Consider the following 18,571-nt stretch of genomic DNA (forward strand, 5'->3'; position numbering starts at 1 on the left):
GGCACACGCCCCGTCGGCGCCCCCGGGAACGCCGACGGGGCGGGACCCTTACGGGCCCCGCCCCGGATCGGCGCGGAACGGCGGGCGGGACGTCGGCGCCCCGCCCGCCAGGGAGGCTAGTTGCCGCCCTCCTCCTCGGCGAGCGCCTCCTCGATGGCCTCCAGGGCCTCGCGGAGACGGTCGTTCGCCTCCTCCTGGTCGTCCTGGGCGTCCTCCCAGGCCTCCACCGCCTCGTTGAGGGCCTCGGTGAGGTCCTGGTCGTCGCCGCCGGCACCGGCCTCGGAGTCGGGGGCCTCCTCCTCGGGAGTCTCCTCTTCCGGGGCCTCCTCCCCACCGTCGGTCTCCGGCGGGGCCTCCGCCCCGTCGAACAGGTTGCTCAGCGCGTCGGGGAGGTTGCTGCCGATGGCGACCTCCTCACCGAAGCCGACCATGACCTGCTGCAACAGCGGGAAGGACGCGGCACCGCCGCCGCCCGCCTGCACGTACAGCGGCTCGACGTAGAGCAGGCCGCCCGCGAACGGCAGGGTGAGCAGGTTGCCCCGGGTCACCTCGGCGTTGGACTGCTCCAGCGGGAGCAGCACCTCGCGGACGTTGGCGTCGGCGTCGAACGCGTTCTGGACCTGCCCGGGACCGAAGATGACGGTGCTGCGCGGCAGCTCCAGCAGCTTCAGCTGCCCGTAGTCCTCCGAGCGCGGGTCGCTGTTGACGGCCATGAACGCCGCCAGGTTCTCCCGGCCCCGGGGCACGTAGGTGGCGGTCAGCGAGAAGCTGGCCTCCTCCTCTCCCGGGTACTGGATGGTCTGGCGGTAGGGCGACTCGGGCCGGTCGGTGGCGCCGGTCGGGTCGTTGGGCACCGCCCAGAAGTCCTGGCCGCCGTAGTAGGCGGCCGGGTCGGTCACGTGGTACTCGCGCATGATCTCGCGCTGCACCTTGAACAGGTCGTCCGGGTAGCGCAGGTGGTCAACGAGCTCGTCGCTCATCTCGTCCTGGCTCACGATGGCGCCGGGGAAGGCCCCCATCCACGTCTGGAGGACCGGGTCCTCCTCGTCCCAGGCGTACAGCGTGACCGTGCCGTCGTAGGCGTCCACGGTGGCCTTGACCGAGTTGCGGATGTAGTTGACCTGGTTGCCGGGCAGCGTGCTGACCTGCGTGAGCGTCCCGTCCGTGAAGGTGTCGGTGACCGCCTGGGTGAAGTCGATCCGGTTGGCGTACGGGTAGTTGTTGGACGTGGTGTAGGCGTCCACGATCCACACGATCTTGCCGTCGACGACCGCCGGGTAGGGGCGGCTGTCCACCGTGAGGAACGGCGCGACCTTCTCGACCCGGTCCAGCGGGTCCCGCTCGTACAGGATGCGCGAGTCGTCGGTGATCGCGCTGTTGAGCAGGATGTTGGGCTCCTGGTACTTGATCGCGTACAGGATCCGCTCGAAGAACGAGTCCAGCTGCACGCCGCCGCCGCCGTCGTAGCGGTTGTACTGCTGCGAGCCGGCGGAGGACCCGGTGCCCTCCTCGGTGGCCTCGCCCTCGGCCGGGGCCTCCTCCTCGGTGGTCTCGGCGTCAGCGTCGGCCGGGGCCTGGGCGTCGTCCGGGGTGGGGCTCACCTCGGGGTCGACCGCGTCCTCCGGGGTGGAGACGTCAGGGGTCTCGCCCTCCTCGTCGAGGGGGTAGTCGTACTCCTCCTCGGCCTGGACGATGACGTAGTCGGCGCCCTCACGGCCGTAGTAGACGCGCTCCTGGTAGTCGCCGACGACATCGCTGAGCTCGCCCCGCGGCGGGATGTTGTACTCGGTGAAGACCGGGCGGCCCTCGGCGTCGATCTGGGTACCGGCGGCGGCGACGAAGCCGAAGCCATGGGTGTAGATCAGGTGCCGGTTGAGCCAGTTGTCCTGGTCCGAGGGGGGGCCGTCGAGCTCGCGGACGGCGACGATCGTGTCGATCAGGTTGCCGTCGGTGTCCGGGTAGCGGTCGACCTCCAGCACCTCGGGGAACTGGTAGAAGCCGCGGACCTGCTGCATCTGCTGGAAGGTCTGCGAGACCACGGAGGGGTCGGCCAGCCGGACGGTGGTGCCCTGCGCCTCCTGGACCAGGTCCTCGGCGCTCATCTGGGTGGTGGCGTCGTAGGGTTCCACCTCGGCGTCCTCGACGTCGTACGCCGCCCGCGTGCTGTCGATGTTGCGCTGGATGTAGTCGCTCTCCAAGCGCTGCTCGTTGGGGCTGACCTGGAAGCGCTGGACGATCTCGGGGTAGGCGACGCCGACGATCACGGCGGACAGCACCAGCAGGCCGAGGCTGGCCACCGGGACCATGGTGTTCTTGAAGTAGATGTTCGCGAAGAACAGCACGGCGCAGATGACCGAGATGACGGTGAGGATCGTCAGGGCGGTCTTGACCGCGTTCACGTCGGTGTACGAGGCGCCGAAGGTGTAGCCGCGCTCGGAGAACACCAGCCCGTACCGGTCCAGCCAGTACGACCCGGCGCGCAGCAGCACGAAGAGGCCGAGCAGCACCGACAGGTGCACCCGGGCCGCGGGGGTGGCGCGCTGACCGGTGTCGTTCTGGAGGCGGACGCCGCCGTACAGGTAGTGGACGATGACCGCGGCGATGAAGGCCAGGATCACGGCGGCGTAGAGGTAGCCGAGCAGGATCCGCAGGAACGGGTAGACGAAGGCGAAGAACGCGACGTCCATCCCGAACTCGGGGTCGTTCACCCCGAAGTCCACGCCGTTGACGAACTGTAGGTAGGACCGCCAGTCACCGCTGGCCGCGGCGCCGGACAGCAGGGCCAGGGCACCCACGGCGATCCAGAAGAAGAGCTTGCGGTGCGGGTCGATGGACTGCCGGTAGCGGTCCAGTCCCTGCTGCTCCAGGCTCATCGGCCGGATACCGGGGCGTGCCCGGTAGGCGAAGAAGATGCTGGCGCCGACGATGACGGCCATCACCACCGCGGCCACGGCGAACAGCAGCACCCGTGTCCAGAGTTCGGTCAGGAAGACCGAGGTGAAGCCGACGGACTGGAACCACATGTAGTCGGTCCAGAAGTTCGCGGCGAACATCAACCCCGCGATGATGACGACCACGGTCGCCGCGACTGGCGCGAGCAACCTTGATCGACGAGGCATGCGCGCAGGTGGTGCGCCGGGCGATCGGAAGCTCACGCCTCCCCCTCGTTATGGCTTGTTAGGTGCTTTCGGTGCGCGTGCAGCGCCTTGTTTACGGAGAACTTCACTTCGACCCTTCGGAGTTCCCGAAACCTGTCCCATGGGGGTGACAAGGCCGCATCGTTGGTGTATCGGCCCGGCAACCCCACGATCACACATGGTCCCTTTGTGACCCTACTGTCCACGAACGGGAGCGGCGAGGTTCCCGCATCGGCCACTATGGGAACGTGTCGAACATTCGCGAAGCCGTCATGGACCTCGAACGCCACGCCGCCGAGCAGGGGTGGGACCGGCCTCTGGGCCTGTACGCCCTGGTGCCGACGGCCGAACTGCTGGCCGCCGAGCCCGCCCTCGCCGAGATGCTGGGCGTCTCCGGCGCCCCGGACCCCGGTGAGCTGACCCCGGTCGAGCAGGACCCGCTCCCGACCGACCTGCCGCTGGAGGAGGCGCTGGGCCGCATCATGTGGCCGGACGGGGTGGTCGGCTGCGCCCTGGTCATGGAGCGGCTGGTGGTGAAGGGCTCCGACGAGACCCTCTCCCCCGGCGAGGACGCCACCGCCCAGGGCCGGGAGACCGAGGAGATCCGCATGGTCGCGGGCGTGCTGAGGGACGGCTCGCGGCACTGTGCGCTACGCATGCGCAGCCACGACAGCGAGGAGGCGGTCCTCAACGGCGCCGACCTCGTCCCGGCGCTCACCTCGGCCCTGGCCCTCACCCTCGACCTGGACGGTTGAGCCGCGTTCGGCCTCCCGGCCCGCGGCCTGCCCGATCAGGGGACCGGGCATGGCCGTACGGAGCCGCCGCCCCCGGGAAACGGGGCACCGCGGGGCCGCCCACGGCCGGGGCCTAGCCGTATCGACCCGGGAGGTCGGTCGCGCGGGAGGCGAGAGGACCTCCCGGCCCTCTTCGGGTGTCGGTCCCGACGATCCGCACCTGTGTCGGAAGCCCTCTCCCGCCGTCGAATCGCCACCGGTCCGGATCCGACCGCTGTGGTCGGCGCACCTACTCGCAGCGGGGCAGGTCGCCCTCGCCGGTGCGGATGGTCTCCAGGGCCTCCACCGCGTCGGTGAGGGTCTCGACCCGGACGACCTCCAGTTCGCCGTAGGCGGCGGACTGGGCGACCTGGGAGCAGCTGTCGGCGGCGACCAGGAAGTAGTCGGCCCCGTCCCGCTGGGCGCTGACCATCTTCTGCGGGATGCCGCTGACCCCGCCGACCTCGCCCGCGGAGTCGATGGTGCCCGACCCGGCGACGGCGGCGCCGCCGGTGAGGCCCTCCTCGCTGAGCCGGTCGATGATGCCCAGGGCGAACATCATCCCGGCGCTGGGTCCGCCGATGTCGCCGACGGTGATGTCGACCTCGATGGGGAAGTCCATCTCGTCGGCGATGAGGATGCCGACCGCGGCCCGGCCCTGGTCGCCCTCGGCGGTGACCAGTTCCACGTCGACCTCTTCGCCGCCGCGGTCCAGGGTCAGGACGACGGGGTCGCCGGGTTCGCGCTCACCCACACGCTCCACGACGGCGGCGCTGCCGACGGTGGCGCCGGGCTCGCCCTCGGAGCGGGTCTCGACCTCCTCGCCGTCGACGGCGACGATGACGTCACCCGGCTCGACCAGGCCCTCGGCGGGCATGTCCTCGACCACGTCGGCGACCACCGGGACCGCGTCGTAGGCCATGCCGACCTCGTTGAGGGCGGCGGCGGTGGCGTTGGTCTGGGAGTCGTTCATCTGGACGGCCTGCCGCTCGCTGACCTCCTCGGGGCTGCGCCCGGCGGGGAAGAGCAGCTCCTCGGGCATGACCGCCTCGGTCGGCGACAGCCAGGCGCGCACGACCGTGAAGAAGTCGAGCCGGTGCTGGGGGCCGCCCGCGTACTGAACGGTGACCATCGACAGCGAGCCCTCGTGCTCGTAGCTCTCGGCGCCCTCGATCTCGATGACCGGCCCGTCCTCGGTGCGGCCCACCGTGTCCAGGGTGACCCCCGGCCCGGCCACCAGGTACGGCATCGGCAGGAAACGGCTACCGAGCCCGAGCCCGATGAGCAGGACGAGGGCGACGACGAGGGTCGTGACACGACGAAGCATGCTGCACACCTTATTGCCGCCGGGGCAGGGGCGCGTCAGGGCGTCCCCACCCACTCCTGGTCGCCGTCGGCGAACGCCTGGTGCTTCCAGATGGGCACCTGGGCCTTGAGGTCGTCGATCAGCCTGCGGCAGGCGGCGAACGCCTCCTCCCGGTGCGCGGCGGCGGCCGCGACGACGACGGCGAGGTCGCCGATCTCCAGGTCGCCGACCCGGTGGACGGCGGCGAGCCTGACCACGGGGCGGCCCGGGACGGAGGTGTCGGCGAGCACCTTCTCCATGACCGACCTCAGCATGGCCTCGACGGTGGGGTGCGCCGAGTAGCCCAGCCGGGCCACGTCGCGCCCGTGGTCGTGGTCGCGGACGGTGCCGATGAAGACGGCGGTGCCGCCGGCACGGGGGTGTTGGACGGCCGCGAGGACCTCGTCCACCGAAAGAGGGGTGTCGCGCACCGAGGCGAGAGTGATCTGTTCCACTCCTAGAAGGTACCAACCGCCCCTCGCCGCACGTCACGGGTGATCGGTCCGGGTGCCGGAGCGCGCCGCGGCCACGGGGTCCCGGTGGCCGGGCCCGGGTCAGCCGCCCTTGCGCTTGCGCAGGTGGCGAATGGTGACGGCGGTCCCGATGGCGGCCGCCGCGGCGCCCGCGGCCCCGGCGGCGGTGACGGCGACCTCCTTGCGGCCGATGCTGCGGCCCACCAGGGCCGGCCTGCCGCGGGACTCCAGCAGGCTCGCCAGCGCGGCCTCGCTGTCGTGGACGGGCTTCCACCCGGCCTCGCGCAGCACCGCGCAGTCCACCACGCACGGGAAGACGAGGAACTTCAGCTCCCCTTCCGCCGCGGGGGTGATCCTGGCCTGGTGCAGGCGGCGGACCGTGCCGAAGGCGAGGTTGGCGGGCACCTCGAAGTGCTTCATCCCGGCGATCTCCTCCACCTGGTCCTGGGTGAGGGAGCCGCCGCTGGCGACCGCGACCACACCGTCGGGGCCGTCCACCCCGTGCAGGGCGCAGAACGCCAGCGCCCCGGCCAGGTCCTCGATGTGGCAGAACTGCCAGTGCTGCTCGTGCCCCTTGACGGTGAGCAGGCGCGGCGCCGAGAAGTGGCGGCTGAGCAGGGTGTCCAGCCCGGGCCCGACCAGGGGCGCGGGGCGCACCACGGTGACGGTGAGCCCGGGGTGGGCCCGGCGGGCGCGTTCGGCCAGCGCCTCGACCTCGGCGAAGTCGCCCATGAGGCCGTCGCTGTTGTCCGAGACGCGGGCGGTGTTCTCCGGCAGCGGGACCGGGTTGTCCGGGGCCGCCCCGTAGACCATGGTGCTGGTGATCAGGAGCACGCGCGGTACACCGGAGGCGGCCGCGGCGGTCAGGACCGTCTGCGCCGCCCGGATGTTGTGGGCGCGCCGGTCCGCGGGCCGTGTGTCCGGGGAGCGGTCGTCGGCGGTGTGCACCAGCACGTCCACCCCGTCCAGCCGCGAGACCAGCCCCGGGTCGCAGACGTCGGCGATGCGCCAGGTGACGCCGCGCAGGTCGGCGAACTCGTCGTCGATGGCGATGACCTCGCGCGGGGCCGTGGAACCTTCCGGTGTCGCCAGGCGTTGCACGAGGAGCCTGCCTACTCCGGAGGCCGCGCCGGTGACCGCGACCACCGCGCCGGCCCCTCCGGACCGGCTGTGCTCTGGGCGAACCTGGCTGCTTTCGGTATTCACTCCGGGCGACTCCCAGCTAACGTGACAGTGGAGACCAAACCTAATCCTGCCTGAGGTCTGATTGTGAGCGACCTGCCTTTCGGTTTCAGCATGCCGAACGATCCCGATGACGAGTCCGGACGCCGCTCTGGCGACTCCGGCTCGGGTGGTGCCGGCAGCGGCCGCCCGGGCGGAGGGGACTCCGGAACACCCGAAGGATTCCCGTTCGGCGACCCGCAGCAGATGGCCGACATGCTGCGCCGGTTCGCCGACATGATGTCGGCCCAGCCGGCCCCCGGCGGCCCCGCCGCCGGACAGGGCACGGGCTCCGGCATCGACTGGAGTATGGCCAAGGACATAGCGCGGCAGGTCGTCTCGCAGAAGGGCGACCCCAGTGTGCCGCCCGGAGACTACGCCAAGGTCCAGGAGGCGCTGCGCCTGGGCGACCTGTGGCTGGACCAGTCCACCTCGCTGCCCTCGGGCGTGCAGACGGCGCAGGCGTGGAGCCGCTCGGAGTGGGTCGAGAAGACCATGGACTCCTGGGCGCAGCTGTGCGATCCGCTGACCAGCAAGACCGTCAAATCCATGGGGCAGAGCCTGCCCGAGGAGATGCGGTCGGTCGCCGGTCCCCTGCTCGGCATGATCCAGCAGATGGGCGGCATGATGGTCGGCCAGCAGGCGGGCCAGGCCGTGGGCGAGCTCTCCCAGGAGGTCGTGGGCACCGCCGACATCGGACTGCCGCTGGCCGGCGAGGGCAGCGCGGCGCTGCTGCCGCTGGGCGTCGCCAAGTTCAGTGAGGGCCTACAGATCCCCGACGACGAGGTGCGGCTGTACCTGGCCGCGCGCGAGGCGGCGGTGCACCGGCTGTACTCGCACGTGCCGTGGCTGCGCTCGCACGTGTTCCGGCTGGTCGCCGAGTACGCCGACGGGATGTCCTTCGACATCAGCGGCCTGGAGGACCGGCTCGGTGAGATCGACGTCAGCAACCCCGAGTCGCTCCAGGAGGTGCTGGGCGGCCAGGGCATGTTCCAGCCCGAGGACACCCCGCAGCAGAAGGCGGCGCTGAACCGGCTGGAGACCACGCTGGCGCTCATCGAGGGCTGGGTGGCGGCCGTGGTGTCGGGCGCGGTGACCGGGCGGCTGCCGCAGGCGGACGCCCTGGCCGAGGCGACCCGGCGGCGCCGGGCCACCGGCGGTCCGGCCGAGCACACCTTCGCGGCCCTGGTCGGGCTGGAGCTGCGTCCGCGGCGGCTGCGCGAGGCGCAGGCCCTGTGGAAGGCGCTGGAGGAGGCGCGCGGGATCGACGGGCGCGACGCCGTGTGGCAGCATCCGGACCTGATGCCGAGCGGTGAGGACCTGGACGACCCGGCGGCGTTCGTCAGCGGCGGGGCGTTCACCGAATCCGACTTCGACATCTCCACGCTCACCGGCGACGCCCCCGGGGCCTCCGGTGAGGCGGTCGCCGGGGACGAGCCGGAGCAGAAGAAGAAGGACGAGCCGGGAGAGGACTCCTAGGTGTCGCTGCACGCCGACGCCCGGGCGGTGCTGTCCGCCTGGGCCGCCCCCGACGCACGCCAGGAGGAGCTGCGCCGCGCGTACGTGGCGCACCTGGACGCCCACGGGGACGCGATGTGGCGGGGCTGCCTGCCGGGGCACATCACCGCCAGTTCGGCGGTCATCTCCGCCGGGGGCGACCGGGTGGTGCTGACCCTGCACCGCGTCCACCGGATGTGGCTACAGACCGGCGGGCACTGCGAGCCGCAGGACGCCACGCTGGCGGAGGCCGCGCTGCGCGAGGCGACCGAGGAGTCCGGCATCCCGGATCTGGAACTGCTGCCCGGGCCGATCCGGCTGGACCGCCACGCGGTGCCCTGCGGCGGCGGGAGCTTCCACCTGGACGTGCAGTACGCGGTGCTGGCCCCGGCCGGGGCGGAACCGGTGATCGACCCGGACGAGTCCGCCGACCTGGGCTGGTTCCCGATCGACGCGCTCCCCGAGCCCACCGACGAGGTCACCCGTTCCCTGGTGTCGGCCGCCGCGGCGGCCGTCGCCGCGCGCCGCGCCGCCGCCCGCTGACACCGCACGGCCGGCGGCACGGTGCGGCCGGACCGTCGTCCGGTTCCTCCGGGTCGGGTGCGGCGGGCCCGGTCGGGGTTCACTCTTCGAGGGCGACCTCGGCGTCGGTGAGCGTCTCCTCGTCGGGGGCGAGGCCGGGCTCACAGGGCTCGGAGCGCGATCCGGCGCTGAATCCCTCGAGGTAGCCGCGGGCGCGCTCGGCCTTGGGGTAGCGGTGCACCAGTTCCCAGAACTCCGAGCCGTGGTGCGGGATGAACAGGTGCGCGAGTTCGTGGATGAGGACGTAGTCGACCACCCAGGAGGGCATTCCGGCGACGCGTCGGGAGATGCGGATCGTGCGGGTGTCGGGGGTGCACGAACCCCAGCGGGAATTCTGGTTGTCGACCCAGCGGACGCTGTCCGGCAGCCGGGTGCCGTCCAGATAACGGCGGGCGAGTTCGACCGCGCGTTCGTGGAGTTCCCCGTCACCGGGGCGACGGCGTTCCTCGCGCGCCTCCAGCCGTTGCAGCATGCGTCCCACCCAGCGCTTTTCCTCTGCGCGGGAGAACGTCGCGGGCACGAGGACGACGGTCGTGTCCCCGTCCCTGTAGGCCGACACGGTGCGCCGGCGGCGAGGACTGCGTCGCACCTCGATTTTGGTGTTCGAGGGCACGAACTTTACGGTAGCCGAGGACGGCGCTCTCGAACAGGAGTGTGTTGTCCTGTTATGTCTTTGATTTCGTCGCCTCGGCGAGAACGGACCCGACGGGCGGAAAACCCGACCCCGTCGTGCGTTCCGGCTTGACCTGGGGTGTTCCGTCCCTCTCCGGAGAGCCTTTCCGAGCCCGTTCCGGAGGATTCCTTTATTCTCCGTACACCGAAAAGAGACCGGACGGTGACCCTCTTTCGAGGATCACCGTCCGGTCCCGCACCGGTCCCGCATGTGTCCGCCGTTGTCGATCGGGCCCGGCGCGGTGGTCACCTCCGGTCACCACCGCGCCCGATCACCCCGTCAACACAGGCGTGACCACGCGATTTCCATGAGCGCGTCCTCCGCACGGCGCTGCTCGCGCTGGCGTGCGCGCATCTCCCGCGCCGTCAGGCGGACGCCCTGGCGTTCGCGGTTCTCGGCGCTCTTCTCGTTGGTCTTGTCCAGGAGTTCCAGGATCATCATGTCTTGTTCAGTCCTTCGGGGTTCTGTCGGGTACTGCGGTGGAGTTCGGGACGACCGGTCAGGCCGCGACCGGAGCCGGGTTCTTGCGGGGGCGTCCGCGCGGGCGCTTGCGCGCCACGACCTGGCCGGCGACGAGGAGCTGGCCTCCCCAGACACCCCAGGGCTCCTTGCGGTCCAGGGCGTCGGACAGGCACTGCTCCCGGACCGGGCAGGCGCCGCAGAGGGCCTTGGCCGCCTCGACGTCGGCGGGGGCCTCGGCGAAGAACAGGTCGGGCTGCATACGGCAGGGGATTTCGGTCTCGCCCAGCCAGGGCGTTTCCAGGACCGACGCGAGCATCGGTGCCCTCCAAGATCTTTGTTCGTCTCGTACAACGCGGTCGGTGTTCTCGGTTCACCGGATGCGGTTCCGGTGCGGGACCTGACTTGCGATGCGGACGCCTGCTCTGGCTCCCCGGGGGAGATCGAGCGGACGAGGATACAAAGAAAGCCGCGGCCCCGAATCGGGGACCGCGGCCACGGATGGAGACCTTCGGCCTGCTAGGCCGGGTTCCTCCGTGGACACTTCCCCGGTGCGCCGTAGCGGCGCGGGGTTCCTTCGGTGCGAGCCGTCATGAGTTCGCCGCGGTCACGGGCGCTCTCGAAGCCGGTGGACACACCACTGCCGTTGGACTCGTGCTCGGCGACGAGGATCACGGTCGCCTGGGGCCGGACGCCGAAGCCTCCGAAGCCCAGACCGGTCCCCTCGACACCGGTGCCGCGCAGAGCGGCACCCTTGGCCGAGGCCAGGCCGATGCCGCTCAGGGCATCGCCGGCGATGGCGCGCTCACCGCGCAGGGCGGAGCCGCCGGGCAGACCGCAGGACAGTGCGGTGCCCGAAACGGCGTTCAGCCACTGCTGACGGGACGACACGGCCGAAGCGAAGCTCGTGGTCATCATTTGATCGGGCACCTCCTTCACAGTCGGGCGACGGGATCCCTCCCGCGCCATAGAGCGGTCCTGGCGACGATGTACAGACTACGGGTCGCCCACGAAAACTAGCAACCTATTTTTGACCTGGGAAAACGTCCTCATCCGGCCACGAGATCCCGGGAATCACCGGGGTTCTCGCGGTGTTGCCGTACCCCTCGTGACCGGTAGCGGTCACGAGGGGTCGGGGCGCAGGGCGTCGGACCAGCCCTCGGCGTCCACGACCCGGATCAGCCCCTCCTGCACCACCGAGCACACCAGTTGCCCGTCGCGGGTGTAGACCAGGCCGCGGGCCAGTCCGCGGGCGCCCTGGGCGCTGGGGGTCTCCTGCGCGTAGAGCAGCCATTCGTCGGCGCGGAACGGCCGGTGGAACCACATGGCGTGGTCCAGGCTCGCCATGGAGATCCCGGCGAAGGACCGCCCGTGGCGCAGCAGCACGGTGTCCAGCAGGGTGAGGTCGGAGGCGTAGGTCATCAGGCACACCTGGGTGAGCCGGTCGTCGGGCAGCTTGCCGTCGACCTTGAGCCACACCGGGTTGACCGGGGTGCGCAACCGGGGATCGCGTTCGGCCTCGTAGGACAGCGGTCCCACCGGGCGCAGCTCGATGGGGTGCCAGCGCACGAACCCCGGAACCCGGCCGAACTCGGCGCGCAGCCGCTCGCGGGTGCTGGGCAGGTCCTCGGGCGGGGGCACGTCGGGCATCGGGATCTGGTGGTCCAGTCCCGGCTCCTCCTTGTGGAAGGAGGCCGACAGGGTGAAGATCGGCTTGCCGTGCTGGACGGCGACCACCCGGCGGGTGGTGAACGAGCGGCCGTCGCGGACCCGGTCCACCTCGTAGACGATCGGCACCTCGGGGTCGCCGGGGCGGATGAAGTAGGCGTGCAGGGAGTGGACGTACCGGTCCTCCGGCGCGGTCCGGCCCGCGGCCACCAGGGCCTGGCCGGCGACCAGCCCGCCGAAGACCCGCTGGGGGCCCTCCTGGGGGCTGTTGCCCCGGAAGATGTTGACCTCGATCCGCTCCAGGTCCAGAACCGCCAGCAGGTCGGCCACCGACTGGTCCCGCCGGGTCTCGTCGGCTCTGTCGCTCATCCGGTCACATCCTCCTCTTCGCCGTCGGGAGCGTCCCGACCTTCCATGACTTCGGCGGGTTCGGCGCCGGCGACCAGCGCGAGCACCGCCTCACCGTAGCGGTCGAGTTTCGCCGGCCCGACACCGGACACCGCCGACAGCTGCGGGACCCCGGAGGGCTCCTGCTCGGCGATCGCCTGGAGGGTCGCGTCGGTGAAGATCACGTAGGCGGGGACCTTCTGCTCCTGGGAGACCGCGCGCCGCCAGTCGCGCAGGCGCTCCAGCAGCGCCTCATCGTAACTGGAGGGGCAGTCCAGGCAGCGACCGAGTTTGCGTTCGGCCGCGTCGGCCAGGGTGTTCCCGCAGACCCGGCAGCGGGCGGGGCCGCCGCGTCGGCGCTCGGCCCGGCGGGCGGCGGTGCTGGGGGACGCCGGGCGCAGGCCGTCCAGGAACCGGGAGGGCTTGCGGGTCTTGCGGCCGCCCGGGGAGCGGGCCAGGGACCACGACATCGCCAGGTGTTCGCGGGCGCGGGTGACGCCGACGTAGAAGAGGCGGCGCTCCTCCTCGACCTGTTCGTCGGTCTCGGCGTAGATGATCGGCATCATGCCCTCGGTGAGGCCGACCAGGAACACCGCGTCCCACTCCAGGCCCTTGGCGGCGTGCAGGGAGGCGATGGTGACGCCCTCGAACCCGGGCGCGTGCTCGGTGGAGATGCGCACGTCGAGTTCTTCGACCAGGTCGTTCATGGTGACCGGGGCGCCCCCGGGGTGCGGCTTGGCCGCCATGTCCTCGGCCAGCTGGGCCAGCGCGGTCAGCGACTCCCAGCGTTCGCGGGCCTGGCGGCCCTCGGGCGCGGTGTCGGTGAGGCCGATCTGCCCCAGCAGTTGGCGCACGGTGGCGATGAGCGGGGCGGGCTCCTCCCCGGCCGCCTCGTGGCGGGCGCCGCGCAGCAGGTGCACGGCCTGCTTGATCTCGGGGCGCTCGAAGAACCGGGTGGTGCCGCGCACGCTGAACGGGATGCCCTGGTCGGTGAGGGCCTGCTCGTAGGCGGCGGACTGGGCGTTGATGCGCACCAGGACGGCGATCTCCCCGGCCGGGACGCCCTCCTCCATCAGTGCGCGGATCTTGCGGGCGACCCCGGTGGCCTCGGCCGGCTCGTCGTCGTACTCCTGGTAGACGGGGTCGGGGCCGTCGGGGCGCTGGGCCTGGAGGGTGAGGTGCCCGGCGGAGGTGGTGCCCCTGGCCTGGGAGATGACGTGGTTGGCGACCCGCACCACCTGGGGGGTGGAGCGGTAGTCGCGGACCAGTTCCACGACGGTGGCGTGCGGGTAGCGGGCGGCGAACCCGGTGAGGTAGGCGGGGGTGGCCCCGGCGAACGAGTAGATGGTCTGGCTGGGGTCGCCGACCACGCACAGGTCGTCGCGGTCGCCCAGCCAGGCGTCGAGCAGGAGTTTCTGCAACGGGTTGACGTCCTGGAACTCGTCCACGACGAAGTAGCGGTACTGCTCGCGGACCCGCTGGGCGATGGCCGGGTACTCGTTGATCATGCCCGCGGTGAGTTCGAGCATGGACTCGAAGTCGAGCAGGTTGTGCTCACGGCGCAGTTCCTCGTACGCCTCGAAGACCCGGGCGACCTCGCCCGCGGGCAGCGGCGCCTGCCGGGACGCCTTGGCCACGGCGCGCTCGTAGTCGGTGGGGCGGACCTGGGTGACCTTGGCCCATTCGATCTCGGAGGCGAGGTCGCGCAGGCCGGTGCGGTCGGGCTGCACGCCCACGGAGTGGGCGGCGCGGGCCACCGCCTGGATCTTGCTCTCGATGAGGGTGGGTTTCTCGCCGCCGATCACCTGCGGCCAGAAGAACGAGAGCTGGCGCAGCGCGGCGGCGTGGAAGGTGCGGGCCTGCACGCGGGGGGCGCCCAGGGCGCGCAGCCGTCCGCGCATCTCCCCGGCGGCGCGGGTGGTGAAGGTGACCGCGAGGATCTGCTGCTCGGAGACGACCCCGCCGGCGACCGCGTGGGCGATGCGGTGGGTGATCGCGCGGGTCTTGCCCGTTCCGGCACCGGCCAGGATGCACACGGGTCCGCGCAGCGCGCGCGCCGCCAGGGTCTGCTCGGGGTCCAGTCCCTCCAGGACGCGGTCGGGGTCCATGGTGCTCCTGAACATGGTCGAGACGGTTGTGCGGTTCTGATGGGTCAGTCTCTCAAGTATCGGTCGCCCCGGGGACGGAACCGCACTCGTCCACAGGCTCCTCTCGCGGGGATCGCCGGAAGGACCACGGCCGGTTGCGGCCACGGAGCCGAACGACACATTTCAGAACCACCCCGCCCTGTGAGGCGTCCCACGTTGTGTCGCACGGTCGGGGGAAGCGGACCGGGCCCCGCGGTGTTGGGATGTGGGACCGGGCGAGAACGCCGACCGTAGGACGAAGAGAAACGTGAGCGAGATGACGAACACGGCCACCGACCAGTTCACGATGTACACCACCCCCTGGTGCGGGTACTGCAAGCGGCTCAAGAGCCAGCTCGCACGCGAGGGGATCACCGGGCGTGAGGTGAACATCGAGGAGCACCCGGAGGCCGCGGAACTCGTGATGAAGGTCAACAACGGGAACCAAACGGTCCCGACGGTGGTCTTCAGTGACGGAGCGGCGATGACCAACCCGTCGCTCGCTCAGGTGAAGCAGAAGCTGGCCGAGCTGTCGTAGCCCGGAGAAGCCGGTCCGCGGGTCCCGCCCGCGGACCGGCCGCCCCGCGACCCCGAGGGGGCCTCTCCCGGTGCGACCGCTCCCGGCCATGGACGGCTCGGACGTATGACGACGGGGAGTGTTGAGTTGGGGGACGACGTGAGTTCTCATGACATAGCGGTCGCCGACGCGGTCGACGTCGGCGTGGTGCGCCGCACCCCGACGGGGTGGCGCGTGGGCAACGGGCACGAACTGCCCGACCTGGTGAGCGCGATGGTCCTCGCCGACCTGCTCACCGCGGAGGCGGGCGGTGAGCGCCGGCGGACGCAGGCGCCCGGACGGGCGCCGGAGGGGGCGACGGAGGTGGAGCGCCTGCGCCACACCATCGCCCAGTTGGAGCACGCGCTGCACTCGCGCGTGGTGGTGGAGCAGGCGATCGGCGTCCTGGCGGAGCGGCACACCATGCCGCCGCGCGAGGCGTTCGAGCGGCTGCGCTCCTCGGCTCGCTCGCGCGGCCGCAAGGTCGCCGACCTGGCGGGCGACGTGGTGGAGAGCAGTACCAGCCCGTTGACGGTGCTGCCGGACGAGTTGGGCGTCTCCCCCGGTTCCAACTGACCCCGGCCCCTTGGAACCTCCGCTCCGCTCCGGTTCGTGCCCGGGCGCGGCGGAGCCGGGGTCGGCCGAAACCACCGACCCTGTCGGGAGGGTCGGCGGACGGGCCGCCGCCGCGCGATGCCCCCTCGGTCACCACTGGCCGGGGAGGGCCTCCCCCTGCCAGTGCTCGATGAGGGTGCGGGCGATCGAGACGGAGCCGGGGAGCACGATCTCACCCGTGGCCGCCGCCTCGGCCAGTTCGGTCCGGGTGAACCAGCGCAGGGTGCCGATCTCGTCGTCGGTGCGTTCGGTCTCGCCGACGGCGCGCGCGGTGTAGCCCACCATGAGGCTGCGCGGGAACGGCCACGGCTGCGACGACAGGTAGCGGGGGTCCTCGACCACGATCCCCGCCTCTTCGGCGACCTCGCGGACGACCGCCTGCTCCAGGGACTCACCGGCGTCGACGAAGCCGGCCAGCACGGAGTAGCGGCGCGCGTCCCAGTGCGGGTTGTTGCCGAGCAGGACCTGCTCGTCCCCGCCCTGTCCGCGGTGGACCAGCATGATGACGGCCGGGTCGGTGCGCGGGAACTGCTCGCGCCCCTCCTGCTCGCACAGACGCAGGTGGCCGGCGGCGGAGATGACCGTGGGCGCGCCGCAGGCCGGGCAGAACCCGTGGGTGGCGTGCCAGTTGGCCAGGGCGACGGCGCGGGTGAGCAGCCCGGTGTCGTGGTCGCTGAGCAGCGGGCCGAGCTCGCGCAGGGAGGCGGGCCGGGCGCCGGCGCGTTCGACGAGTCCGTCCGGGGAGCGCACCGCGAAGTAGGCGCGGCCGTCGGCGACCCCCAGCAGGTAGCGTTCGCCCTCGGGCGCCTCCTCCGGCGGGGTGAGGACCAGCGCGGGGTCCCCGTCGGTGGTGACCAGTGCCCGGGACTGCTTGGCCATCAGGGCCTTCCACCCGTGGCTCGTGGGGTCTCCGCCCTCCAGGGCGAGGACCCGGGTGCCGGGGTCCTGCCACGCCCGCTCCAGCCAGGCCTGGTCGGTGCGCCGGTGCGCGGCGGGGTCGACGGCGGCGCGGGAGAGCATGGGGCGGGGCGCGGCGGGGCCGGGTCGGGAGGCGGTGGTGTCGACGTGCATGGGTCCTTCCGGGGAGTGTGCGGGAGCGGGGCCGCGCCGTGGGGCGCGGCCGCCGACTGACAGGGACAACGCCGCCGGGGCCCGTCGCATGCCCGGGCCCCGGAACGTGTTCCGCGGGTCGTTCCGGCTCCTGTTCAGGCCGTGCCGCCCAGTTCCTCCCACAGGTAGGCGACGCTCTCGGCGCCCTTGAGCAGGAGCGGGGTCTCGACCTTCTCGTTGGGCGCGTGGATGTTGTCCTCGTCCAGGCCCACGGCGACGAACACCAGCGGGGCGCCGAGGATGTCGGCGATGTCGGCCTCGGGGCCGCTGCCGCCCTCGCGGGTGAAGAGGACCGGGGTGCCGAAGGCGCGCTCCATGGCGCGGCGGGCCGCCTTCAGGGCGGTGGAGGACAGGTCGGAGGCGCAGGCCCGCACGCCGGGGCCGCCGAACTCCAGCTCGGCGCGCAGGCCGGCCGGGACGCGGGCCTCGACGAACTCGCGGACGCGGGCCTGGATCTCCAGCGGTTCCTGGCCCGGCACCAGGCGAAAGCTGACCTTGGCGTGGGCGGAGCGGGGGACGATGGTCTTGCCGCCGGCGCCGGTGTGCCCGCCCCACATGCCGTTGATCTCGGCGGTGGGCCGCAGCCAGATCCGCTCCAGGGTGCTGTAGCCCCGTTCCCCCCACGTGGCGGTGGAGGCGGCGGTGGCCAGCCACTCCTTCTCGTCGAAGGGCAGGCGGGAGATGAGTTCGCGCTCCTCGGCCTCGGCCTCGACGACTCCGTCGTAGAACCCGGGGACCGCGATCCGGTCGTCCTCGTCGTGCAGGGCGGAGAGCAGGTCGCTCATGGCCTTGAGCGGGTTGGGGACGGCACCGCCGAAGGAGCCGCTGTGCAGGTCGCGGCCGGGGCCGTACAGGGAGATCTCGACGTCGGTGAGGCCGCGCATGCCCACGCACATGGACGGGGTGTCGGCCGCCCACATGGTGGTGTCGGAGATGACGGCGACGTCGCAGTCCAGGCGGGCGCGGTTGGCCCTCATGAGTTCGGCGAAGTGGACGGAGCCGGACTCCTCCTCGCCCTCGACCAGGAGCTTGATCGTGACCGGCGGGGCGTCGGCGCCGGAGGCGGCCAGGGCGGCGCGCAGGCCGAGGGTGTGGAAGAGGACCTGGCCCTTGTCGTCGGAGGCGCCGCGGCCGTACAGGGAGGTGCCGCGCTCGGTGGGGGTGAAGGGCGGGGTGTCCCACTCCTCGACGGGGTCGACCGGCTGCACGTCGTGGTGGCCGTAGACGAGGACGGTGGGGGCGTCGGGGTCGGCGGCGGGCCACTGGGCGAACACGGCGGGCAGGCCCGGGGTCTCCCAGACCTCGACGGTGGGGAAGCCCGTGGCGGCGAGGTGGTCGGCCAGCCAGCGGGCGGAGCGGCGCACGTCGTCGTGGTGCCCGGGATCCGCGGAGATCGAGGGGATCGCCAGCCACTCCTTGAGGGAGGAGAGGAACTCGTCCCGGTGGTCCTCGATGTAGGTGCGTACGTCCATCTTCGTGTCCTCGTTTCGACGTCCTTGTCGCTTCCGACCTTAGACCTGGCGGGATGCGCGGGCGCCCGTAGGGATCCGCACTCAAAATGTCGTGAACATAGTTCACACTCATCGCGTACTCCGGCAGTCACGACAGAGGGTGGGTGTTTCAGCCGCCTGCGGGGAGCGGTACACGGCCTCCGGCGGGTACGTCGTGATGACGGTGCGGGCGCAGAACGTCGGCCGGGCGCCCGCCCGCCGACTCCTGGAGCGGTGTGTACGCCTACACCGCGGACGGCGTCCGGTTCGCGGCCGCGGACGAGGTGTGCCTGTTCACCGACGAGGGCGACCCCGGTAACGGCACCGAGTACACGCTCGTGTTCGACGTCCCGGCCGGAACCGCGCCGACCGTCCTGGGACCGACCGCCGACGGGGCGTCCGGCGTCGCGGTCGTCCCGGTCCCCTGCCCCCGGGCCGCCGGGGCCCGCCCGGGGACGG

18 protein-coding genes are annotated in these 18,571 nt (G+C 71.9%); 6 read left to right on the forward strand and 12 right to left on the reverse strand.

The annotated features are described in order from the left end of the window. Window positions 1-116 precede the first annotated feature (116 nt). Window positions 117-3,077 carry a UPF0182 family protein gene (locus QJS33_RS28560; RefSeq protein WP_372339735.1) on the reverse strand — a complete coding sequence of 987 codons (2,961 nt, stop codon included), beginning with the start codon at window positions 3,075-3,077 and terminating at the stop codon, window positions 117-119. 308 nt (window positions 3,078-3,385) lie between these two features. Here QJS33_RS28560 and QJS33_RS28565 point away from each other — a divergent pair, with 308 nt between their 5' ends. Continuing rightward, window positions 3,386-3,892, forward strand: coding sequence for a PPA1309 family protein (locus QJS33_RS28565; RefSeq protein ID WP_306371174.1), 507 nt, complete (start codon window positions 3,386-3,388; stop codon window positions 3,890-3,892). Window positions 3,893-4,160: 268 nt separating this feature from the next. Here the strand turns inward: QJS33_RS28565 and QJS33_RS28570 are convergent, their stop codons facing one another. The 3 genes from QJS33_RS28570 to QJS33_RS28580 all read right to left on the reverse strand — a co-directional run bounded on the left by QJS33_RS28570 (window position 4,161) and on the right by QJS33_RS28580 (window position 6,874). Further along, window positions 4,161-5,237: a PDZ domain-containing protein gene (locus QJS33_RS28570; RefSeq protein ID WP_306371175.1), complete on the reverse strand. Its 1,077-nt coding sequence runs from the start codon at window positions 5,235-5,237 to the stop codon at window positions 4,161-4,163. 35 nt (window positions 5,238-5,272) lie between these two features. After that, complete coding sequence (locus QJS33_RS28575; protein ID WP_306371176.1) at window positions 5,273-5,710, reverse strand: molybdenum cofactor biosynthesis protein MoaE; 438 nt, start codon at window positions 5,708-5,710, stop codon at window positions 5,273-5,275. 99 nt (window positions 5,711-5,809) lie between these two features. Further along, entirely contained in the window at window positions 5,810-6,874 is a 1,065-nt protein-coding gene (locus QJS33_RS28580; RefSeq protein ID WP_306371177.1) for an NAD-dependent epimerase/dehydratase family protein, read from the reverse strand. A gap of 123 nt (window positions 6,875-6,997) precedes the next feature. Between QJS33_RS28580 and QJS33_RS28585 the strand changes: the two genes are divergently transcribed. Continuing rightward, window positions 6,998-8,428, forward strand: coding sequence for a zinc-dependent metalloprotease (locus QJS33_RS28585; RefSeq protein WP_306371178.1), 1,431 nt, complete (start codon window positions 6,998-7,000; stop codon window positions 8,426-8,428). After that, entirely contained in the window at window positions 8,429-8,989 is a 561-nt protein-coding gene (locus tag QJS33_RS28590; RefSeq protein WP_306371179.1) for an NUDIX hydrolase, read from the forward strand. Between the two features lie 79 nt (window positions 8,990-9,068). On the opposite strand, the gene QJS33_RS28595 is transcribed toward QJS33_RS28590, so the two are convergent. The 6 genes from QJS33_RS28595 to QJS33_RS28620 form a co-directional block, all read right to left on the reverse strand. Then, on the reverse strand, window positions 9,069-9,641 hold the full coding sequence (locus QJS33_RS28595) for a M48 family metallopeptidase (RefSeq protein ID WP_306371180.1): 573 nt from the start codon (window positions 9,639-9,641) through the stop codon (window positions 9,069-9,071). A 339-nt stretch (window positions 9,642-9,980) separates the two neighbouring features. Next, complete coding sequence (locus tag QJS33_RS28600) at window positions 9,981-10,142, reverse strand: hypothetical protein (RefSeq protein ID WP_306371190.1); 162 nt, start codon at window positions 10,140-10,142, stop codon at window positions 9,981-9,983. A gap of 58 nt (window positions 10,143-10,200) precedes the next feature. Then, the gene (locus tag QJS33_RS28605; RefSeq protein WP_306371181.1) at window positions 10,201-10,479 is read right to left on the reverse strand and encodes a WhiB family transcriptional regulator; all 279 of its coding nucleotides are present in this window, start codon (window positions 10,477-10,479) and stop codon (window positions 10,201-10,203) included. A 200-nt stretch (window positions 10,480-10,679) separates the two neighbouring features. Then, complete coding sequence (locus tag QJS33_RS28610) at window positions 10,680-11,078, reverse strand: hypothetical protein (protein WP_306371182.1); 399 nt, start codon at window positions 11,076-11,078, stop codon at window positions 10,680-10,682. Between the two features lie 204 nt (window positions 11,079-11,282). Further along, window positions 11,283-12,197, reverse strand: coding sequence for an acyl-CoA thioesterase II (gene tesB, locus QJS33_RS28615; RefSeq protein WP_306371183.1), 915 nt, complete (start codon window positions 12,195-12,197; stop codon window positions 11,283-11,285). Continuing rightward, window positions 12,194-14,323 carry an ATP-dependent DNA helicase UvrD2 gene (locus tag QJS33_RS28620; protein WP_306371188.1) on the reverse strand — a complete coding sequence of 710 codons (2,130 nt, stop codon included), beginning with the start codon at window positions 14,321-14,323 and terminating at the stop codon, window positions 12,194-12,196. The genes tesB and QJS33_RS28620 overlap by 4 nt, the downstream gene beginning before the upstream one ends. A 295-nt stretch (window positions 14,324-14,618) precedes the next feature. Here QJS33_RS28620 and QJS33_RS28625 point away from each other — a divergent pair, with 295 nt between their 5' ends. Then, window positions 14,619-14,879, forward strand: a complete 261-nt coding sequence (locus QJS33_RS28625) for a mycoredoxin (RefSeq protein WP_306371189.1) — start codon at window positions 14,619-14,621, stop codon at window positions 14,877-14,879. A gap of 105 nt (window positions 14,880-14,984) precedes the next feature. Continuing rightward, window positions 14,985-15,473 carry an ANTAR domain-containing protein gene (locus tag QJS33_RS28630; RefSeq protein ID WP_306371184.1) on the forward strand — a complete coding sequence of 163 codons (489 nt, stop codon included), beginning with the start codon at window positions 14,985-14,987 and terminating at the stop codon, window positions 15,471-15,473. A 129-nt stretch (window positions 15,474-15,602) separates the two neighbouring features. Here QJS33_RS28630 and nudC read toward each other — a convergent pair whose 3' ends face one another. Continuing rightward, window positions 15,603-16,583 (reverse strand): NAD(+) diphosphatase, encoded by a 981-nt coding sequence (gene nudC / locus QJS33_RS28635; protein ID WP_306371185.1) that lies wholly within the window; start codon window positions 16,581-16,583, stop codon window positions 15,603-15,605. Window positions 16,584-16,717: 134 nt separating this feature from the next. Continuing rightward, a complete protein-coding gene (locus QJS33_RS28640; RefSeq protein ID WP_306371186.1) occupies window positions 16,718-18,094 on the reverse strand; it encodes a dipeptidase in 1,377 nt (458 codons plus the stop codon). A 254-nt stretch (window positions 18,095-18,348) separates the two neighbouring features. Between QJS33_RS28640 and QJS33_RS28645 the strand changes: the two genes are divergently transcribed. After that, window positions 18,349-18,571: hypothetical protein (locus QJS33_RS28645; protein ID WP_306371187.1), on the forward strand; the 223-nt coding region annotated here is incomplete at its 3' end.

The organism is Nocardiopsis sp. CC223A (assembly GCF_030766825.1).
Taxonomy (GTDB): Bacteria; Actinomycetota; Actinomycetes; order Streptosporangiales; family Streptosporangiaceae; genus Nocardiopsis.

What these genes read in the sequence shown, in the direction of transcription:
- QJS33_RS28570 (WP_306371175.1), bottom strand. Translation starts at nt 5,237, where the DNA reads ATGCTTCGTCGTGTCACGACCCTCGTCGTCGCCCTCGTCCTGCTCATC.
- QJS33_RS28600 (WP_306371190.1), bottom strand. Translation starts at nt 10,142, where the DNA reads ATGATGATCCTGGAACTCCTGGACAAGACCAACGAGAAGAGCGCCGAG.
- QJS33_RS28605 (WP_306371181.1), bottom strand. Translation starts at nt 10,479, where the DNA reads ATGCTCGCGTCGGTCCTGGAAACGCCCTGGCTGGGCGAGACCGAAATC.
- QJS33_RS28610 (WP_306371182.1), bottom strand. Translation starts at nt 11,078, where the DNA reads ATGATGACCACGAGCTTCGCTTCGGCCGTGTCGTCCCGTCAGCAGTGG.
- tesB (WP_306371183.1), bottom strand. Translation starts at nt 12,197, where the DNA reads ATGAGCGACAGAGCCGACGAGACCCGGCGGGACCAGTCGGTGGCCGAC.
- QJS33_RS28620 (WP_306371188.1), bottom strand. Translation starts at nt 14,323, where the DNA reads ATGGACCCCGACCGCGTCCTGGAGGGACTGGACCCCGAGCAGACCCTG.
- QJS33_RS28625 (WP_306371189.1), top strand. Translation starts at nt 14,619, where the DNA reads ATGACGAACACGGCCACCGACCAGTTCACGATGTACACCACCCCCTGG.
- QJS33_RS28630 (WP_306371184.1), top strand. Translation starts at nt 14,985, where the DNA reads ATGACGACGGGGAGTGTTGAGTTGGGGGACGACGTGAGTTCTCATGAC.
- nudC (WP_306371185.1), bottom strand. Translation starts at nt 16,583, where the DNA reads ATGCACGTCGACACCACCGCCTCCCGACCCGGCCCCGCCGCGCCCCGC.
- QJS33_RS28640 (WP_306371186.1), bottom strand. Translation starts at nt 18,094, where the DNA reads ATGGACGTACGCACCTACATCGAGGACCACCGGGACGAGTTCCTCTCC.